This is a genomic window from Paraburkholderia sp. Ac-20336, assembly GCF_017105025.1.
GTDB lineage: Bacteria > Pseudomonadota > Gammaproteobacteria > Burkholderiales > Burkholderiaceae > Paraburkholderia.
Genome location: NZ_JAAGPS010000001.1, coordinates 200,068 through 218,435 on the forward strand (window position 1 = coordinate 200,068; position 18,368 = coordinate 218,435).

Here is an 18,368-nt window from a genome sequence, read left to right on the forward strand (position 1 = left end):
TCGTAAGCAGTGATTCCTCCCCATTTGGCGACCCTAGGTGAGGAGGGGCATGCTTGTGTCCGCAACCACAATTTGCGGACGCAAACATGACCTCAGACAATATGAATCTCTCCCTTTCAAAGGTAAAGCATTGCTCCATGGATGTCGCCAAGCCGGCGAAAAGCAAACAGTTTGCAGCCGAATTTGCAAAGCGGCGCACGGTGATCATCCGTCGACTGGACGGGCAGTTCCGGCAACGAAAACGATCCGACACGGAAACACCCGCTATGGTCCCTTTGCCGCACGCAGCTTTCCAGGACTATGCCCATAGTATCTTTTGAAGGCCAGCGCGTAAGCGCCCTCGGTTGCGTAGCCAATCGCAAGTGCAATGTCGATCACGCGCATCCCTTGCGCATGCAGCTCCAGCGCCCTCGCCATGCGCACCTGGTGCCTCCATTGATGGAAACTGAGGCCCGTACTCGCTGTGAAGGCGCGCTGAACCGTCTTGGCACTTGTACCCGCTTCGTCCGCCCACGCCTGCAGCGACCTGCTGTCGCCTGGATTGCTCTCGAGCAAGCTGCAGATCCAGGAAATCCTGCTGTCTTTGGGAATGCAAATGTTGACTGGCACGGTCGAAGCTAGACCTAGCTCATCGGCGATCACCAGTGCCTTCCTGTGACGCTGCACAAAACTCACATTCCGCTTGTCCCAGCCACCTGACTCGAGTATGAGTTCGCGCAATAGCGGGCTTACGGTGATCACACGTAAAGTCGGAAGACTATAGAGAACTCGACTGACGTAAAGGCTGTGGTACCTGAAGCTTCGCTCGATGAATACTGAGTGAGGCAGGTCTGGCGGTATCCAGCTGGCCCGATCCGGCGCCAGTCGAACTATTGCATCGGGCGTTTCTAACAGTGCAGTGCCCCGCTCGACGTAAATCAACTGTCCTTCGCTATGTTGATGTGCGTATCGTTCTGCTGCCTCCCCTTCCCGAACGAGCGACCTTACAGCGAAGGAGTTCCCCAGCGCAAGCACGTCCAATACCGGATCGTTCCACATTTCGGAGTTTGCCTTTCCGCGACTCATACCTATGATTTCTCTTCATGTCCGAATGAACAGCTCAATCATCCTTCACGGACCACCCGCCAGTTCTGGCCCGGCCTTCATTATTTGTCCTTTTTCGAGCGTTTTCGTGACCGGAATCGAGAAGTGCGCACATCCGAACCTGGATAAGCTGCTTTGGTCGCGCATCGCGCAAACGGAACAGGCCCAACTAGAAATGCACCACGCTGATAACGCGCGGACTGGCAGCAACCCGATTCTTCCTGCGGCTAAGCAGGCTTTTAGAGACTGGGTACGTGTCGACGGAAGTTCGTGGATGTACGTACTAAAGGCAACGCTAGCCGGTCTCATTGCACTTCTAATTTCAATGCGATTGGATCTCCCTTCTCCACGATCAGCGATGACCACAGTCTTCGTCGTGATGCAACCCGAAAGCGGCATGGTCTTCTCGAAAAGCTTGTATCGGCTTGGAGGCACAATCATTGGTGCCGTCGCAACGATGCTTCTCGTCGCTGCGTTTGCCCAAACACCCATTCTGTTTCTGATTGCTACCGCAGGATGGATATGCATATGTACATTCGGCGCCGCACACAACAGAAATTTTAGAACATATGGGTTCGTCTTAGCTGGCTATACGGCGACCTCTGTGGGTGTCCCAGCGATGGCAGATTTTTCTGGTTCATTTATTGGTGCCACCACCAGACTGGCAGAAGTGTCGATAGGAGTTATCTGCGCTGGAACCGTCAGCGCGCTAATTTTTCCGCAGCACGTAAAATCGCGCCTGCTTACTGCGATCCAACGATATTTCATTATATTCCTTACGTTCTCCAGGAAGGCAATGAGTGGTAACCTCACCCGCGACGAGTTGACAATCGCACATGCTCAATTCGTCGCCAATATAATGGAGCTGGAAGGTGCACGCGGTATGGCAGTCCTCGAAGACCCCGAGATCCGAATCCGCGCCGGGCGTTTAGCACAATTGAACGAGGAATTCACTCGATTGCTAACTCGGCAGCATACACTTTACCGGCAGATTGACCGTTGCCTCAAGGCGGGAGGCGTCAATGCTCCGGCAGTTCGCGAGCTGATGGATCGGGTCGCCGACGCACTGCCGACCAGTTTAGGTGATCTGTTCGCCGAAAGGGATGTCGATCAAGCGGCGAATTCTCTCTTGCTGCTCCGCAGCGAGCTTGACGCACGGGTGCAAAAGTCCCGCCTCCTTCCCCTTGGTCCGGTCAACACCGTCATGGAGCTCGAAACCACCGTCGAACTGGTCATAAGGTTTGTCGATGACCTGATATCATTCCTCACGATGTATGTATCGATAACTCCGCCGTCCGCGAAGCCAGAAAAGCAATCCGAAGTGCCTTTCACCCCGCGAACGAATCCGGTCGTCGCTGGCATTGCAGCGCTGCGGGCGGCTATCGTCATCGCTGGACTAGCGTGGTTCTGGTACGAAACGGCTTGGCCAAGCGGAGGCATGGCAGTCCTGAATGGCGCAGCAATTAGCGCTCTGGCCGCCCTTTCCGCAAGACCAACCCAGCTGTCCGTTCAGATGACGATCGGAACAGCCGCTTCAGCGATTGCCGGATATGTCTTTGTTTTTTCCATACTTCCCAACATCGACGGCTTTCCACTGCTGGCGCTCGCTCTGTGTCCATTCCTCGCAGTCGGCGCATTTCTCACCTCAAGACCGCAGACGTCTGGCATCGGGATAGGCTTCTGCATTTATTTCTGCTTTCTCGCTGGCCCTGAAAATGACATGCATTTCAGTCCTGCGAGTTACATCAACGACTCCATCGCAACGGTCTTTTCGCTCCTCATGACAACTTTGCTGTTCGTTACGTTCTTTCCGCCGGGAGCGAACTGGCACTTCAAGCTGCTGCTTCGCGATCTGAAACGGCAAGCAGTCAATGCATGTTTGCGACCTCAGTCCAACATCGCCGGCTCCTTCGAAAGCACAACCCGTGACCTTCTCTGGCAAATCATGAATGTCGCCGATGCTGGGACCGATGTGCGTCGACGCGTTGCGTTTGACTGGTTTTTCTTCACTCTTGAGGTAGGCCGCACCTCCACTGATATTCACGAACTGGTTCAGGCTTTAGAGGGCCCACGTGAGCATCACCTGTCGCAACGCGCTCATGCCGAGATCTCTTCGATGTTTGAAGCAGTAGCACAGGCGATATCAAATAGTAGCGACCAAACTTATAAAAGATCACTAAGCACCACGTCGCGCGCAATTTCAGCGATAACTGATGAGCTTGATAAGACGTCCCCTTACGAACCTCCATCCCACTTGACACAGAAGATTCTGATCCAGCTACATTATCTGCGGAGTGCTTTAATGGATGAAACCTGTCCTCTCAATACTGCCCAACAGGGTGAATAGACGTGAGGTTAATCCGGTTTTTTGTGGCCCACCTTATCTACTTCACTGGACAAAGTTTCTCATCCTCCTGGCTGCTGTAGTGGTCTAATGAAACCAGACACTGATTTAGGCGAGAATGCTCGCCATGGAGAGGTGTCTGATGCCGAAGCAACGTCGTTCGTTTTCCCCCGAGTTCAAACAGCAAGCCGCCGGTCTGGTGCTCGATCAGGGCTATAACTTTTCTGAGGCGAGCCGTTCGGTTGGCGTTGGTGAATCAGTCCTGCGCCGTTGGGTTTTGCAGCTTCAGATGGAGCGTCAGGGCGTCACGCCCCAGGGCAAGGCAATCACGCCGGATCAGCAACGTATTCAGGAACTCGAGGCGCGAATCGAACGCCTCGAGCGTGAGAAGGCCATTTTAAAAAAGGCTACCGCGCTCTTGATGTCGGAAGGCATCGAACGTACGAAGTAATTGATCGAATCTGCGGAAGCGAATCGGTTGAGTTGATCTGCACGGTATTCGACGTTTCACGGTCCTGCCTGTATGCGCACCGGGAGCGGGCCACACGAGTTGATGCCGAGCGCATGGCGTTGCGCAGCCGAGTTCACGAGTTGTTTGTCGAGAGCCGAAGCTCAGCCGGCAGCCGCAGCATCATGGGCATGATGCGCGAGGAAGGCACGACGATTGGCCGCTTCAAGGTCAGTCGCTTGATGGAAGAGCTGGGGTTGATTTGCAAGCAGCCCGGCAGCCATGCATACAAGCAGGCGACCGTTGAGCGGATCGATATCCCGAACCATCTCAACCGTCAGTTTGAGGTGGATGGACCGAATCAGGTCTGGTGCGGCGACATCACGTATGTCTGGGCGCAAGGCCGTTGGCATTATCTGGCGGTAGGGCTCGACCTGTTCACACGCCGGGTTGTTGGTTGGGCCTTCTCGACACGCCCGGACGCCGATCTGGTTGTGCGGGCGTTGGAGATGGCCTACGAGCAGCGAGGCCGATCGCAAGGGTTGCTGTTTCACTCGGACCAGGGCGGCCAATACGCAAGCCGCAAGTTCCGTCAGCGTCTGTGGCGCTACCGAATCAAACAGAGCATGAGTCGTCGTGGAAATTGTTGGGACAATTCCCCGATGGAGCGACTGTTTCGCAGCTTCAAGACAGAATGGCTGCCGTCAGTAGGTTACATGTCGGCACAGGAAGCACACCGGGACGAACAAACGTCAGGATTCCGACGAGAAGAGCGCACTTTGTTTCGAACGCTCCCTGGTAGTCGCGGATCGCGCGTACAAGCGCACCGACCTCCCTAGGTTCTTTGATCGATGCATAGTGTTGCTTGGGCGCCGGCTTGAGCGCCTCACGAAGGTCCGTCGTAGGGTCACGGTCTGCCCGTCCGGTCACAACTGCATACCGGAAAATCTGTCCGCACTTCTGCAACGACCGATGTGCCGTGTCGACGGCGCCGCGTTTCTCGATTTTCCTCAATGCAGTCAGCAGTTCGACCGCGGTAATTTCGTTGATCGGGCGTTTTGCGAGGGAGGGAAACATGTCCCGCTCCAGCCGATGCATGATCAACCTCGCGTATTCCGCTTCCCACTTCCCTTTCGTCAACTGGAACCACTCGCGCGCCACGACTTCAAAGCTGTTCGTCGCCTGGTCTTTGTCCGCCCTCTTCTGCGCCTTCCTGGCTTCGCCCGGGTCGTATCCTGCGGCGAGTTTCTTTCGTGCCTCTTCGCACCTGTCACGCGCATCTTTCAGGGAAACGTCCGGATAGGTGCCAAGCGAAATGAGCTTCTCCTTACCTCCGAAGCGATACTTCAATCGCCACCACCGTGACCCGTTCGGATTTAGGAGCAAAAAAAGTCCCCCACCATCAGACAGCTTCTTAGGGCGAACACCTGCCTTTGCACTACGGATTGCGGTATCGGAAAGAGACATGGGGGTAACTCCTGTTTCGCGCTTAGAGTTACCCCCAAAGTTACCCCCAAAAAATGGGAGAAGTCAATGGATCGAGGTGGCAACCCAAGGAACAGGGCATGGGCCGAAAGGCCCACCCAGCAAGGGTTTCGGCGGCTCCAACGGAACACACCGGAGCTTGATGGAATAGCGAATGGTGGGCCGGGTCGAATTCGAACCGACAACGTTAGAAGGCGATTATCAACCTAAGGTGCCGCGTGAGTAATACCGCATGCCCGACGCATCTTCTAAATTGCCCGTGAACTCGCGATCGATCAATTCATCGAGCAGACCGGACTTTCCCGGGGCGATAATCCCAGTGCTGACATCGTCCAAACGAATCCATTGCTTTTGCGCATACGTACGTATATTTCCGATATGAATTAAAAAATCTTTCTTTAATTTTCAATTTCTTAAGCATGATATTCGAGTCCTCTCCCAGGGGCGTCGAGCCGTTTCTCAAATGTATTAGGGATCCCCGATTTAAAGATCAATATAACTGGCGGCGATCTTGTGCTACCCCTGTTCGGCAGAGACGTTGCGTGGCCCCGCCGAAAACACACGCACGCTTCTACGCGATCAGAGTCAAACCATGTCCAGCAGGCCGCAGGTGAACAGCATCATTGACTGCAGGGTCGTTTGCTACCCATCCGTCAAGCATGTCCGCCCATGCCTGAAGCATCGTCCTCCTCTGCTCGGCATATTCGGCCTTGTTATACACGGCCCGTACACCGCGCTGCTCGTGGGCCAGACATTTCTCAATCCAGTCGCTGTTGAACCCAGCTTCGTGCAGATGTGTGCTGGCCGTTCTTCGCAGATCGTGTACTGTGAAAGACTCGAAGTCTTCAGCATCGCCGTTGCGAATGAGCTTGACCGTGCTGTCGATCACGCGATTGAGGGTGGCTGCACTTATAGGCAATTCCGTCTCGTACCGACCGGGGTGAAGATACGAACTCGCACCGAAGCACGTCTTGAAGGCAACGAGGATATCCAGAGCCTGCTGGCTCAGATAGACATTGTGCGGCCGGCCAGCTTTCATCCTGTCTTTCGGAATGGTCCACGTCGCGGTATTGAAGTCCACCTCCTCCCACCTTGCCAGGATAAACTCCGACTTGCGCACCATGGTCAATAGCATGAACCTGACCGCCAGACGCAGTGTGGGCAGCGTGGGCGTCCGCTCCAGCGCCTTGAAAAATATGTGGATCTCCGCAGGCGTCAGTGCCCGGTCGCGCGACTTGAAAGTGGCGATAGCCGAGGGACGGATGTCCGCTGCCGGATTGGCCACTTTTAGCCCCCTCGCCTGCACGAAACGGTAGACTTGCAGCACGATATCTCGTGCCTGAACGGCGGGAGCGGCCGCGCCTCGCTCCTTGATCTTCTCGCATCTCGCCATGAGTCGCGAGGGGGTAATTTCTTCGAGCTTCAGCCGCCCAAATTCCGCCGCGAGATTCCGATCGTAGACGGACTTCCTCATTGCACGGGTCGACTCCGCCAGCGTGGCTTCCAAGAAGTACTTCTCGGCCCACTTCCCGAACGTCAGCGCCTCGGCCGCTTCCACCCGCTTGTCGACCTTGGCTCTCGACGGACTGATACCCTGTTCAACTTCCCGACGGGCCCGTTCGAGCAGAAGCCTCGCTTCCGCAAGACTCAGTGACATACCGAAGTTCAGCTCCTCCGGATCACGCGCCCCGCGGGCAGGTAACCGCAGATCATAGCGACCGATGACGAGCGTCTCTCGACGCCCATTGAGGCGATAGTCGAAACGGAAACTAACCACTCCGGACGACGTAACAGCCACATACAGGCCGCGTTGGTCGGTCACCTTGTAGATACTGCCGGTCGGCTTGAGCGCCCGCAATTCGAGGTCGGTAAGCATGCGATACTCCGTGAACTGATACCGTCGCTTGATACCGTCACGCCCGGTGACGGTATCAAGTTGGGTCGTCTGCAGAGAAAGATGCTATACCGTCGCCGGTACCGTTGATCACACGTTGCTGTCGCCGGACACTAGCGGATCAAATAAGACGATAAACCTTTGATTCCGTAGGGGAAATCGAGGAACTAATGGACCTCTGCAGACCACTGCAGAGGATCCTAAATCACTCCCACTCCAAAATATTCCAGTAACGTCCATTAGACGCCTACGCTCGGAGTATCAACGGCGTTAACGAGACGGCACGCCGCATTCACGATTCGCCGGAAACTCGATAATCTCCTCGGAGCGCACAGTTGAGGTTCGTGCGGATAAGGTCAAGCGCGACTGACTTTGCCGTCGATATGAGACGTAGCTTCACGAGTCTCGCGTCCGCCGTCGAGCTTGCACGTCGACGATACACTGCCGTCCGTGAGTGAAAAACCCGTCTGCGACGTCATTCTCGCGAATGATGATAGAAGTTCCGCGACACGCGCCTGATCGGCCGTCCCTGATCGGCCCACTTGTGCCATCCACAAGCAATTGCCGACCGACCGCTTCCACTAGGGCATGAGACACTCGCCGGCGAGACCTTGTTGGCTGCACACTCCCTACAATTCTGTTTGGCGTGGTAGTGAGATTGACCCGCTTCGACGGACGGATTTGCGGTTTCGATCGATGTGTGGTTGGCCTCCATTGATCGATGAGTCGCAGGTTGTCCACAGGCGGGCGGCGGGTCGCCTGTCACGACCATGACGCCGCCCGACGATGGGCAACCTGCATGTCGGAGCACCCAGTTTTTTTATGTGCGACTCTTCGAATTCGAGCGGCGAATAGTAGCCGATGCTGCTATGTAAGCGACGCACGTTGTACCAGCCCTTGAGGAACCAGAAGAGACGACGTCGAGCCTGTTAATGGGTCGGAAAGTGTTCTCGCGACAGCAACTCCGCTTCGAGCGTGCCGAAGAATGATTCGCACATGGCGTTGTCGTAGGCGTCACCGGCCGTGCCTATCGACGGTTGCTCGCTCACCCTCTTTGGCCGGTCCTGACCAGCATGCCGGGAGTCGGCGTCGGACCGCCGCCAGACTTCTCACCGAGGTCGCACACAAAGCATTTGCTTCGGCAGGTCACCTGGCGCTCAGGCTCATCCATCCGTGGCGAGCATCCGTCCAGGCGCGGCAACAAGGTGCTCAAACGCGCCTTGTTTCTATCTGCCTTCGCGGCCTTGAGAGACCCCGTCTCACGGGCTTACTACGCACGCAAGGTCCAGCAGGGAAAGCGACATAACCAGGCCCTCATCGCACTGGCACGGCGACGCTGCGACGTCCTGTTCGCCATGCTGCGCGACGGCTCCATTTACCAACCCAAGTCAGCCTCTAACGCTTGACGAAGGACATAGGGGCACCCCCCAGCGGGGTTTGCGCCGCTCGCTCCTCGTGGCCGGCACTTCAATGCGCGCCTGGCGCGCAATGATCTCGGGCAGCGGTAAGGGTTGTGCTTTCGGCACAATCGGCAATGGCTGCAAGCCCGTTTTGTTGGTCAGCCATCGCGTCCACGCACCAGCGCGCACGGGCAAATATACGCGCCCGCCAGATACCATGTGCCGTTCGTCCACGACGCGACGGCGCCCTCGTTCGACGCGTTCGGCGACACGCCGGCCTGGCCGTTGAACGCATAGAGGAAGGTTGCGCCGAAACCCATGATGCGCGGCGTGGTCCACGTTGCCGCGTTGCTTGTGCGCACGAGCACCTGACTCGAACCCGGGCCGAGGTCGGCGTTGTAGCCGACACCCTTCGGCGTTTGCACCGCACCGCCCGCGAGCCACGTGACGACCGAATTCGTCGTCACTTCACCGAACGGGTCGACGAAGGGCGGCAGATTCGCGGTCGGCTGCAGGCCGAGGCGCACCGCGCCCCAGCTTGCCGAATTGAGGCCGACCCACGCGGCGCGGTCGAACAGCGTATTGCTGGTGCCGAACGTGCCGTTGTTCGCCATGAAGCCGCTTTCAAGATTGAATTCCGCCTTCAGGCCGCCACCGAGGTCTTCCCGGCCGAACAAGCCGAATTGCGACGTGTGAACGCCGCCGCTCTGCGTCTGCCAGCACGAATTGCCGCTCACACTCTGGAAATTGAGGCCCATGTCGACGGCGCCATAGAGCGAAATGCCGGTCTGCTGGATAGCGGATGGCATCGACGGCCACTCGGACAGCACTCGCTGAAAATACGAGTCGGCCCAGGCCGTGTGAGAAAACAGCACCGCTGCCGCGGCACAAACGGTCTTCTTATATTTCATGTGACTCCTCGTTGTCGGCATCGTTATGGGTAGAGTCTTGCCGCCGATCCGGCGCCGCACCAGTCAGCGATAGCACATTGCGAATGTCGGACTACAGGGAGTATTGCTCGACAAAAATGGCCCGGCAGGCGACACCGACCGGCAACGCCTGATCGTTGAAGTCATGGCCGGATTTGTCGATCGTGCAACCGCCGTGGCCCCTCGCGCCCATTGCCGGGCGCGACGTTGCAACCGGGCACCGCCCTGGGCGTTCACGAACAGCCCTCGTCGTTCATCATGCGCCAGCGGCAACGGCACGATATTACCCGAGTCGATGACCGTGACGACGGCCGTGCGGGTGCGCTCGATTGCACACTCGGGCCGCCGTTGCCGGGGCAAGCACCGATTCGTCTATCGAATGTTTCGAATTGCTTATTTTCTGCTCGATCGTGCGGTGCACGCGACCAGTCGGAACGAGTGGCGTCGGATGTGCTCTGCTATCTTCTGCCCACCATGCGCACCTGCACCTTGCCCGTTCTACAGTCGGGACACAGGCCGAATAGTACGAGGTGCCGTCCCGATACGTCGAAGTCGAGTTGATCCGCGACCACCTGTTGACGCGCGTCGATCTCTTCGTCGAAGAACTCGCGGATACCGCCGCATTCGGTACACACGATGTGATCGTGCGGCTTGCCGTCATTGAACTCGTAAACCAGGCAGCCTTCGCCGAGTGCAACGCTGCTCAACAACCCGCTGTCCACGAGCAGACCTAGTGCGCGATAAAGCGTCCCCAGGCTCATATTCGGCGTATCGCCATTCAGGCGCTTGTAGACCTGATCCGCGCTGAAATGCTCATGGGCGTGCTGATGAAAAAACTCCAGCACGAGGACACGCGGAAGCGTGGGCCGCAAGCCGGCCTGCTCGAGAATTCGATGAATGTTCATGGACATGATGGCAACGCGACGCAGGCGATCGCGCCGTTGGAGAGGACTGTCGTCGCCGGTCGATGCGAAGAAAGGGGCGGGACGGTTATCGCCCGGCTCTCGCAGGACGAATGGCAAGAGGAGAGACTATGAGAGCTGCATCCTTAGGAGAACCTTAAGGTCGTTGTTGAGTTGCGGCGAATTTCGTTTTTATGCCATGGCTTCGCGCCAGGTATTGCCATGAGAAATTCATTGGCTGCATGCGACGTGAAGAAGTTTTCGCTCCCGCCTGCAATGTGATGCGCGATCGCCAGATCGACCGGCCTATACCCGCTTTTGTTGACAGTTGTTCATGATGTTCGCGAGTTATCGCAATTCATGAAGCGGCAGCATTGCCGCGCTTGAGATGGAGTGCTGCAATATTCGCGATAATTTTAGGTATTCATTTTCCTGTCATACGCGATTCGACGACGAATTCGCGCGCCGGTTTGGAAACGCTCCGTTGCTATGGTTTGCCACGCAGTACCCCGAATTGCGTGAACATTTGCAGATCACGACAGCAAAGCCCGAAGTCTTAAATGACAATGCCCCCAGACACAAGACCAACCAACGCGCCAACAGCACCACACACCGCGACGGCAAAGATAACCCACTCAGCCTTGGAAAACACACGCTGGCCACGCTCGCGTTTCGCCAGCACGTAAAGCACCGAACCCGGCGCATAGAGCAACGCCGACAGCATCAGAAATTTGGCGCCCCCCGCGAACAGCAGAAAGGCCGTATACAACGTCGCGAACGCCGCAATGAAATATTCCCTGCGTAACACGCGGCTCAAAGCACGGTCGCCACGTTGCTCGCTATGCTCGCGATCGTGACGCGCAGCCTTGATGCCATACGCGGCCACGAGAAAATACGGAATCAGCGCCATCGAACTCGTGAGATTGAGCATCAACGCGAATGCATCGGTCGACCAGTATGTGCTGATCACGAACATCTGCACGACACTGCTGGTCAGCCAGATAGCGGCGACCGGCAGCTTGCGCTCGTTCTGCCGCGAGAAGATGCGCGGCATCGTCTCCATGCGCGCGGCGGCAAACAGCACCTCGGCACAGATCAGCGACCATGCGAGGTAAGCGCCGAGAATCGAAACGATCAGCCCCACACTGACAAACACCACACCGAATGGACCGAGCAGCGCACCGAGCACCGCGGCCATCGAGGGCTGGCGCATCAGCGCGATGTCGGCGCGCGGCAATGTCGCGTAGGGCAGCAGCGTCACGAGAACCAGCAGGCACAATACCGCCGCGAAGCCCGAGACCGTGGCGGTGCCGACGTCGGCGCGCTTTCTCGCATAGCGCGAGTACACGCTCGCGCCCTCTATGCCGACAAAGACGAACACGGTAACGAGCATCGTGGCCCGCACCTGCGAGAAGAGTCCCGCTCCCAACTCGCCATGACCTTCCCAGAGATTCGCGCGGAACATATCGGCGCGGCACAAGACGATCAGAATGCCGATGAACAGCACGATCGGAATCACCTTCGCAACGGTGACGATCGTATTGATCATCGTCGCCTGCTGCACGCCGCGCAGCATCACGAGGTGAAACAGCCATATGCCCAGCGACGACACGATGATCGCAATCGCCGTATTGCCGTTGCCGAATGCGGGAACGAATGCACCGAGTGTCGACTTGATCAACACCCAGTAGGACACATTGCCGAAGCATCCCGCCATCCAGTAGCCGAATGCGGACAGAAAGCCCGCGTAGTCGCCGAAGCCCGCCCTTGCGTACGCGAACACGCCGGCATCGAGTTCTGGACGCCGCTCGGCCAGCGCCTGAAAAACGCGCGCCAGTGCATACATGCCGATGCCCGCCACGCACCACGCGATGATCGCGCCAGCCGGCCCGGTCGCCCGCGCAAAGTTGCGCGGCAGCGAGAAAATCCCCGCCCCCACCATGGAGCCGACGACCATCGCGGTCAATGCGGGCAACGACAGTTTCGTCTCAACCTGGGTTGTCATCGTCCACCATTCGGAGAAGCCGATTTCTTCCGGAAAAGGACTGACGTGGAATCAGCACGCACACGGTATATGCTTCTCGTTGTGCAATGCATCCATGTCACCCACTCCGCATGCGATGCAAACCATTCTCCCAATCAGGCAACCTGTGTCCTAGTCGGGAATGTCCTCGTCGTAGTGGTTAAAAGTTCGCTTCAAAGAGGCTTCGACATGCAGGTTTCGCCGAGCGAACCTGAGTAGCCCAAACCATCATCGCAGCCATAATAAATTATCTTTACCGATATGGCATCACTCAACTTTTAGTGAATTGTTCTTTCATGCGCAGCGAGTGGTCCATTTCATTACGTCAGGTATGCATGAATTTGACAACTAATTCATATTTACCATGCTCAATAACGATTAATTCCTCAATCTTTGGAGACACACCGGTTGCATGCATCGAACAGAGTGTTAAAGTGGCCCCTGCGTGCCACGTACATGTCCTTTGCTGCCGGCGAAACGAATAACGCCGCCATGATGTGTCATCGGTAAATTTGAAACGCCGCGGCACCGACTATGAGTCATAGCGCATGAGGCACGGTCAAAGAAACATATTTCAGGTAGGTATGTAAGGTAATTAGTCATCTTAACTGGTGGAGTTAAATGATGTCACGTACTATTCTTGGAATCACCTCTGCATTGCTCGTGTTCGGCGCGATCGCTTCAGGATCGGTATTTGCGCAGCAACCGGCCCAGCCCGATGCTGCCGCCCCGGCCGCCGCAGCGGCCAGTGCAACGCATAGCGACCCGATCGTTCAGAAACGGACGGAAGTGCGTCAGGCTAATCAGAAACAGCGCGCGGCGAATGCGCAGGCCCGCGCGAAAATGAGAGAACAGCGGCGTCAGGCCAGCGCCGAGCGCAATCAGTCTGTTCAGGAATCGCGCCAGCGCGCGACCGCCGCCATGTCGGCGTCGACGCCTCAATAACAGGAAGCGCCACTCAAAACAACGGCCGGATGGAAAGCCGTCATCGTGACTTCACGGTGACGGCTTTTTACTTTGCGCATCAATCAGGAACGGGCGACCTGAACAGAACTTTTCCGCCCGGGTTTCAGCTGGAAAATTCCGGTTTCAATACGTTCCGCGTTGTCGGCACGAAATGAATCGACGATCCGCGGTAAGTAAGCTGATGATGCGCGACAACGATCCGGCTTACGTGTGATTCAAGGATGTGTTGCCCGAATGCGCGCGCGAGGTTGAGGCGGGCAACCAAGCTCTCAACCCGGAATGAGACGCTCCGCCTTCAGGCGTCCGAAAAGATCGAAGAACGCATCTGGCGTGCCTTGATAATCCAGGAACCCTGCCTTGCGGCTCTTTGTCATGTCCGTCACGACTTCCATCGGACGTCCGAGATCGGCGTCCGTGTGCCACCATGAAGCCAGCCGGTCGATGTTCTGCTCTTTCAGTCCGTGCCAGTTCGCAATGTCGCGCCACTGGCGCGCCGCGTCCTGCATCCGGCCTTCGAGTGGCCGCACGGTACCGTCGAACGGTGCGGCTTCGATGCCGAAGTAATCGGCCAGTTGTCCCCACATCGTCTTCCAGCGAAACACATCGCCATTGACAACGTTGAAGTCCTCATTGCGCGCAGCCGTGCTCGTGGCGGCCCATTCAAGATGGCGGGCCAGAAGACGCGCATCGGTCATGTCCGTCAGCCCGTTCCACTGCGCCGCGGAGCCGGGAAAGACGAACGGTTGTCCGCTATGCCGGCACAGTGTTGCGTAGACGGCCAGCGTCTGCCCCATGTTCATGGCATTGCCCGGAGCAAACCCGATGATCGTGTGCGGGCGATGCACGCTCCAGGTGAAGCCGTCGCGGGCTGCTGCTTCGAAAAGCCGGTCTTCCTGCTCGTAGTAGAAATTTTCGACCGGCTGACGGCCCTGCACTTCGCGAAATGGCGTATCGGGGACAGCGCCGGATGCGTAGGCTTCGAACGGACCCAGATAGTGTTTGAGGCCCGTCACCAGTGCAGCGTGTTCGAGCTTCGTGGAGTGCGCGAGAGAACCGAGGACATGGCGAACCATCGCGCCATTGACGCGAATGTTCTCCTTCTCGGTCGCCTGACGTGACCAGGCGGTGAAAAAGACATGGCTGACGTCGAGGCCCGCCGTCGCAGCGGCAACCGAATCGGCTGCGGTCAGGTCCGCGACGACAGGCACGCAGCCGGGCACCGCGGCACTGCGCCCGCGCGACAGTCCATAGACAGTCCAGCCGGTCGACAACAGGCGTTCCGCCAAGGCCCGCCCTACTACGCCGCTTGCGCCGACGATCAATGCTTTCTTGCTCATCTGTTTCTCCGGATTGATGACCGGATGAGGGTACTTCAGACATGAATTCCTATCTCGGATAATATTTCATCATTTTCGAGAATTAATTTCATCAATTGACCACTTTCCCGAACGAACGTCTGAAAGGCATCGTGCCGTTTGTTTGTGCCGCCGATGCCGGCAGTTTCACCGCTGCCGCCCAGCAACTGAACCTGACAAGCTCGGCTGTGAGCAAAAGCATTGGTCGGCTCGAACAGCGGCTCGGTGTCGTGCTGTTCGAGCGAACGACGCGCAGCCTGTCGCTCACCGATGCGGGACACGCGTTCTACGCCACATGCACGAACATCCTGGGCGAGCTTGCGGAGACGGAAGCCGCGCTCGCCGCGCAAAAGCGCGAGCCGGTCGGCACCGTGCGCATTGCCTTGCCGGCATCGTTCGGGCGGCTGTGCGTCGTGCCGGTATTGCTGCGGTTTGCCGCGCAGTATCCGGAGGTGCGGCCACATCTGCTGTTCGCGGACCGTTTCGTCGACCTGGCCGACGAAGGCGTCGATCTGGCCGTGCGCATCGGCGGCCCGCAAGATCTGCCGTCGTCGCTCGCACACCACGCCATGGGCCATGAAAGACTGATCTTCTGTGCGGCACCGGCCTATCTTGAACGGAACCGCGCGCCGCTGACGATCGACGATCTGGAAAGGCACGACTGCATCGTCTATGGACGGCCGGACGGCACGCAATCGGCATGGTCGTACATCCAGGCGGACGGGCACATTGGCCAGCGCGTCGTTCGCTCCCGCATCGTGGCGGGAGACGCGGAGGCGCAACTCGCATTCGTACGGGCGGGACTCGGCATTGCGCAGCTCGCCACCTGGCTGGTGCGGGACGATCTGAAGGCTGGACGCGTGGTCGAAATCCTCGCGGACGCCGCCACCGACGGCTTACCGCTCAGCCTGATATGGCCGGTTGCGCGGCGGCGCACACCGAAAATCGATGTGCTGGCGCAAACGCTCGAAGCTCATTTGCAAATTCGATGAACGGGGGCTTCGAGTGTCCGCTGGACGGAGAGTGATTCTGTTTGTTGGCGATATGACGCGTCACTGCCCTGCTGCGCCGCTGCCGTGTTCGGCATCGCGCTCTCCATCCTGCGCGACGCGCACGCGGCACGGCGGCGATCACGTGTAGCGCGAGAGAATATGCGGCGGATACGCTAACGAGTACGCGCACGAAGCGTGCAGCCGAGTCTGGACGCGTGACGCAAATCGGCCTCGATGGATGTGACGCATTCGTCATCGGCGAGGCGACGGTCGGGATAGCGCTTCGTGTCGAGAAAGAGATCGTGACAAACCGGTGTCGTGCCGTACTGCGCTTTCCATTCGCGCCATTGGGCATAAAACGCATCGGACGCGTTGGGAATCATCTGCTCGCTTACGATTTCAATGCCACTGGCGCCGATTTTTGCCGCTTCGGCAATGTAGCCCTCGAGGTCGAGCTTGCGCAGGAAGCACTCATGCCGATCGCTGTAAAGGCGGATTCCGCGTTGGATGCGGGTGGGTTTTGACATGCTGTCACCGTCATTGTGGTGAGAGCGTGAGACGGATTATTCGGGTGTCGGTCCGCGAAGAAAATTGATAGTTTTTTGCGCGTGTACTACTGAATTTCGTGATCCCGGTTATGGGTTCGGAACGGTGGGAGTTCGTTGGATGGAGTGTTGACGTTCGCTACAAATTACGTATTGAATGCTACGGCTCGTCGATACTTTCTTAGATATTTCCGATATACATCCCATCCGGCGAGAACAACTCTCGTTTCGCTTGGCAAACGCCCTTTTTTCGTGAAACATAATTCATAATTTCTAAAAACAGCTTATAAAACAGTGAGTTGCTTGGTTTTCCCGCCGTTTTATATTGTTTCACGATGCGGCTACACGCTAAATTGGCTCGGGAATCACAAACTTGTGCATATATTGTCGAAATTGGTATTACTTTGCGCAATTTAACTGCTTGTGGCTGGTCAATTGATATGACCCCTAATTATATTACCTCCCTCCCCTGTTGTTCGCTCGCCTGACACGTGGGTTTCGGTAAGGATGCTGTCGCGTGGTGTCCGTGGATAAAGCGATATGTTCCCACGCCTATACCGATCGGCTTGAGAATGATGAGATGGCGATTCGCTAGGAAAACCGCCGGATCGCTGCGCTGTTATCTTTACCGTAACCCTCTTACGGCTGCTGATCGCCGACAGGCATTGACCCTAGCTCTGCGGAGTTCAGAACGGGAAGTAAATCGCGATAGCATGCCGGGTAGTGCTGTGGGACTACGCTGTTGCAGTCATGAAGCTAGCGTCTGTTTGCACCAAGTCTCGTGTAGGCAGGACTTGGCCTAAGAACATCTACGATCCCCATATGGCCTTCGTAGAGGAAGAAGAGTCGGCTTCGCTGCATCAGGATCAAGACGTAAATCCTGTTCCTGTCGGACCTGTAAAAGGCTATCTATCAGGCTGTTGCCATTGATGCTAGCCCGCTATTGTTCTTGGCAGCTTTGAAATTTCCCATCATGGGTTGAGCCGGCTTCCCCTGACAAGGGAGGATTTTTGGCGCCTCGATAGCGCATTTGCCGACCCCACGGTAAGCCAGCGAACTCTTCCATGAATATCGATCCAGGACGTTCTCTACTGATTGGACGTTCCAGCGCTCCATGTTAGCTTGATCGTCGCTCTCCTGACCGGTAGGCCAACTCCCCGTGATCCGCGGATCGTTCACGCCGGCGCCGTAATCGTTAGAGACGACTGAATCTGCGCCTCATTATTAGTCGAACCAGACAGGCCCTCTGCGACGGGTCCATTTCCCAGAGCACAACCCAATATAAGGAAGATGGCCAATGTTTATACGCGCCAGAGCCATGTAGTGAAATCGGTCCTCAAGGTGCACACGGCAATGGAGCGAGGCCGATGACAGAAGGTCAGCAGACCGTTTTTGCTGCACGCCGTCAATGACACGGCAAACGGAGGACGCGAGAAAAACTCCATGCGACTTTTTGTGCGAGCCTGATCGTTGTGATGGCCGTCGATAACGAGCCTCTCAAGGGAAACGGGGCGTAAGTAGAGATCGGACCAAGCAGCAAATATTTCGGCAGACTGCAGCAGCGGGTATCTGAGCTGGAATGCCCAGACCCCGCATTCTGCTTCTCCCCGTAGAGATGTCAGCGCATACGGCGGCACCAATGAGCCGACGCAATACCTTCAAGTAACTCCTTACGCACGGAGTTCACTCTCGCGTCAACAAGTGGGGTTTATTCGACGAACGGCTACCAACTTATCTGTTCGACGCGCCCACCCTCGGGCCACATTATGTTTAAGCAGCCGGATGAGAAAGAACACGAGCGGACGAGATAAGCAACAAAGTGACCGTTCCACACGCCGCTTCTAAATACGCGCTCACCATCTCATCTTCGATGGGACAGCCAATGGCCTCGTCCAACTGCATCAACGGATCGAGAAAGGCGCCGAGGCTCGGATCATCGCCGGCAAACACGAGATCACCCAGATGCCAAGCGAGGGAACGGTGAATCTCGCTTTGAGTGTCG

The 18,368-nt window shown here is 57.0% G+C and carries 12 protein-coding genes and 2 pseudogenes; 5 read left to right on the top strand and 9 right to left on the bottom strand.

Annotation, left to right across the window (positions count from 1 at the left end; all coding sequences use genetic code 11):
• Positions 1-264 precede the first annotated feature (264 nt).
• Positions 265-1,038, bottom strand: coding sequence for a helix-turn-helix transcriptional regulator (locus tag GXB81_RS00885; RefSeq protein WP_205988053.1), 774 nt, complete (start codon positions 1,036-1,038; stop codon positions 265-267).
• A gap of 133 nt (positions 1,039-1,171) precedes the next feature.
• Here GXB81_RS00885 and GXB81_RS00890 point away from each other — a divergent pair, with 133 nt between their 5' ends.
• Positions 1,172-3,430, top strand: coding sequence for an FUSC family protein (locus GXB81_RS00890; protein ID WP_205988054.1), 2,259 nt, complete (start codon positions 1,172-1,174; stop codon positions 3,428-3,430).
• 139 nt (positions 3,431-3,569) lie between these two features.
• Positions 3,570-4,618 (top strand): annotated as a pseudogene (locus GXB81_RS00895) (IS3 family transposase); the annotation flags it as partial.
• Here GXB81_RS00895 and GXB81_RS00900 read toward each other — a convergent pair.
• Positions 4,560-5,342 carry an integrase arm-type DNA-binding domain-containing protein gene (locus GXB81_RS00900; RefSeq protein ID WP_205988055.1) on the bottom strand — a complete coding sequence of 261 codons (783 nt, stop codon included), beginning with the start codon at positions 5,340-5,342 and terminating at the stop codon, positions 4,560-4,562. The pseudogene GXB81_RS00895 and the gene GXB81_RS00900 sit on opposite strands and share 59 nt — an antisense overlap.
• A gap of 589 nt (positions 5,343-5,931) precedes the next feature.
• Positions 5,932-7,236 carry a site-specific integrase gene (locus tag GXB81_RS00905; RefSeq protein WP_205988056.1) on the bottom strand — a complete coding sequence of 435 codons (1,305 nt, stop codon included), beginning with the start codon at positions 7,234-7,236 and terminating at the stop codon, positions 5,932-5,934.
• Between the two features lie 1,049 nt (positions 7,237-8,285).
• On the opposite strand from GXB81_RS00905, the pseudogene GXB81_RS00910 reads away from it, so the two are divergent.
• Positions 8,286-8,660 (top strand): annotated as a pseudogene (locus GXB81_RS00910) (transposase); the annotation flags it as partial.
• Between the two features lie 152 nt (positions 8,661-8,812).
• On the opposite strand, the gene GXB81_RS00915 reads toward GXB81_RS00910, so the two are convergent.
• The 3 genes from GXB81_RS00915 to GXB81_RS00925 all read right to left on the bottom strand — a co-directional run bounded on the left by GXB81_RS00915 (position 8,813) and on the right by GXB81_RS00925 (position 12,490).
• Positions 8,813-9,565 (bottom strand): porin, encoded by a 753-nt coding sequence (locus GXB81_RS00915; RefSeq protein ID WP_205988057.1) that lies wholly within the window; start codon positions 9,563-9,565, stop codon positions 8,813-8,815.
• A gap of 476 nt (positions 9,566-10,041) precedes the next feature.
• Positions 10,042-10,494 carry a Fur family transcriptional regulator gene (locus GXB81_RS00920; protein WP_205988058.1) on the bottom strand — a complete coding sequence of 151 codons (453 nt, stop codon included), beginning with the start codon at positions 10,492-10,494 and terminating at the stop codon, positions 10,042-10,044.
• A gap of 547 nt (positions 10,495-11,041) precedes the next feature.
• Complete coding sequence (locus tag GXB81_RS00925; RefSeq protein ID WP_167281441.1) at positions 11,042-12,490, bottom strand: basic amino acid/polyamine antiporter; 1,449 nt, start codon at positions 12,488-12,490, stop codon at positions 11,042-11,044.
• A gap of 681 nt (positions 12,491-13,171) precedes the next feature.
• Between GXB81_RS00925 and GXB81_RS00930 the strand changes: the two genes are divergently transcribed.
• Positions 13,172-13,453: a hypothetical protein gene (locus GXB81_RS00930; protein ID WP_345889822.1), complete on the top strand. Its 282-nt coding sequence runs from the start codon at positions 13,172-13,174 to the stop codon at positions 13,451-13,453.
• A 290-nt stretch (positions 13,454-13,743) separates the two neighbouring features.
• Here GXB81_RS00930 and GXB81_RS00935 read toward each other — a convergent pair whose 3' ends face one another.
• Complete coding sequence (locus tag GXB81_RS00935; protein ID WP_167281440.1) at positions 13,744-14,811, bottom strand: SDR family oxidoreductase; 1,068 nt, start codon at positions 14,809-14,811, stop codon at positions 13,744-13,746.
• 95 nt (positions 14,812-14,906) lie between these two features.
• Between GXB81_RS00935 and GXB81_RS00940 the strand changes: the two genes are divergently transcribed.
• The gene (locus tag GXB81_RS00940; protein WP_205988059.1) at positions 14,907-15,821 is read left to right on the top strand and encodes a LysR family transcriptional regulator; all 915 of its coding nucleotides are present in this window, start codon (positions 14,907-14,909) and stop codon (positions 15,819-15,821) included.
• Between the two features lie 173 nt (positions 15,822-15,994).
• Here the strand turns inward: GXB81_RS00940 and GXB81_RS00945 are convergent, their stop codons facing one another.
• Complete coding sequence (locus GXB81_RS00945) at positions 15,995-16,348, bottom strand: hypothetical protein (protein WP_167281436.1); 354 nt, start codon at positions 16,346-16,348, stop codon at positions 15,995-15,997.
• Positions 16,349-18,136: 1,788 nt separating this feature from the next.
• Positions 18,137-18,316: a hypothetical protein gene (locus GXB81_RS00950; protein ID WP_205988060.1), complete on the bottom strand. Its 180-nt coding sequence runs from the start codon at positions 18,314-18,316 to the stop codon at positions 18,137-18,139.
• Between the last annotated feature and the right edge of the window lie 52 nt (positions 18,317-18,368).

Bases quoted from the DNA above. Each gene is read 5' to 3' on its own strand.
- GXB81_RS00885 (WP_205988053.1), bottom strand. From the start codon at position 1,038: ATGTGGAACGATCCGGTATTGGACGTGCTTGCGCTGGGGAACTCCTTC.
- GXB81_RS00900 (WP_205988055.1), bottom strand. From the start codon at position 5,342: ATGTCTCTTTCCGATACCGCAATCCGTAGTGCAAAGGCAGGTGTTCGC.
- GXB81_RS00905 (WP_205988056.1), bottom strand. From the start codon at position 7,236: ATGCTTACCGACCTCGAATTGCGGGCGCTCAAGCCGACCGGCAGTATC.
- GXB81_RS00915 (WP_205988057.1), bottom strand. From the start codon at position 9,565: ATGAAATATAAGAAGACCGTTTGTGCCGCGGCAGCGGTGCTGTTTTCT.
- GXB81_RS00920 (WP_205988058.1), bottom strand. From the start codon at position 10,494: ATGTCCATGAACATTCATCGAATTCTCGAGCAGGCCGGCTTGCGGCCC.
- GXB81_RS00925 (WP_167281441.1), bottom strand. From the start codon at position 12,490: ATGACAACCCAGGTTGAGACGAAACTGTCGTTGCCCGCATTGACCGCG.
- GXB81_RS00935 (WP_167281440.1), bottom strand. From the start codon at position 14,811: ATGAGCAAGAAAGCATTGATCGTCGGCGCAAGCGGCGTAGTAGGGCGG.
- GXB81_RS00945 (WP_167281436.1), bottom strand. From the start codon at position 16,348: ATGTCAAAACCCACCCGCATCCAACGCGGAATCCGCCTTTACAGCGAT.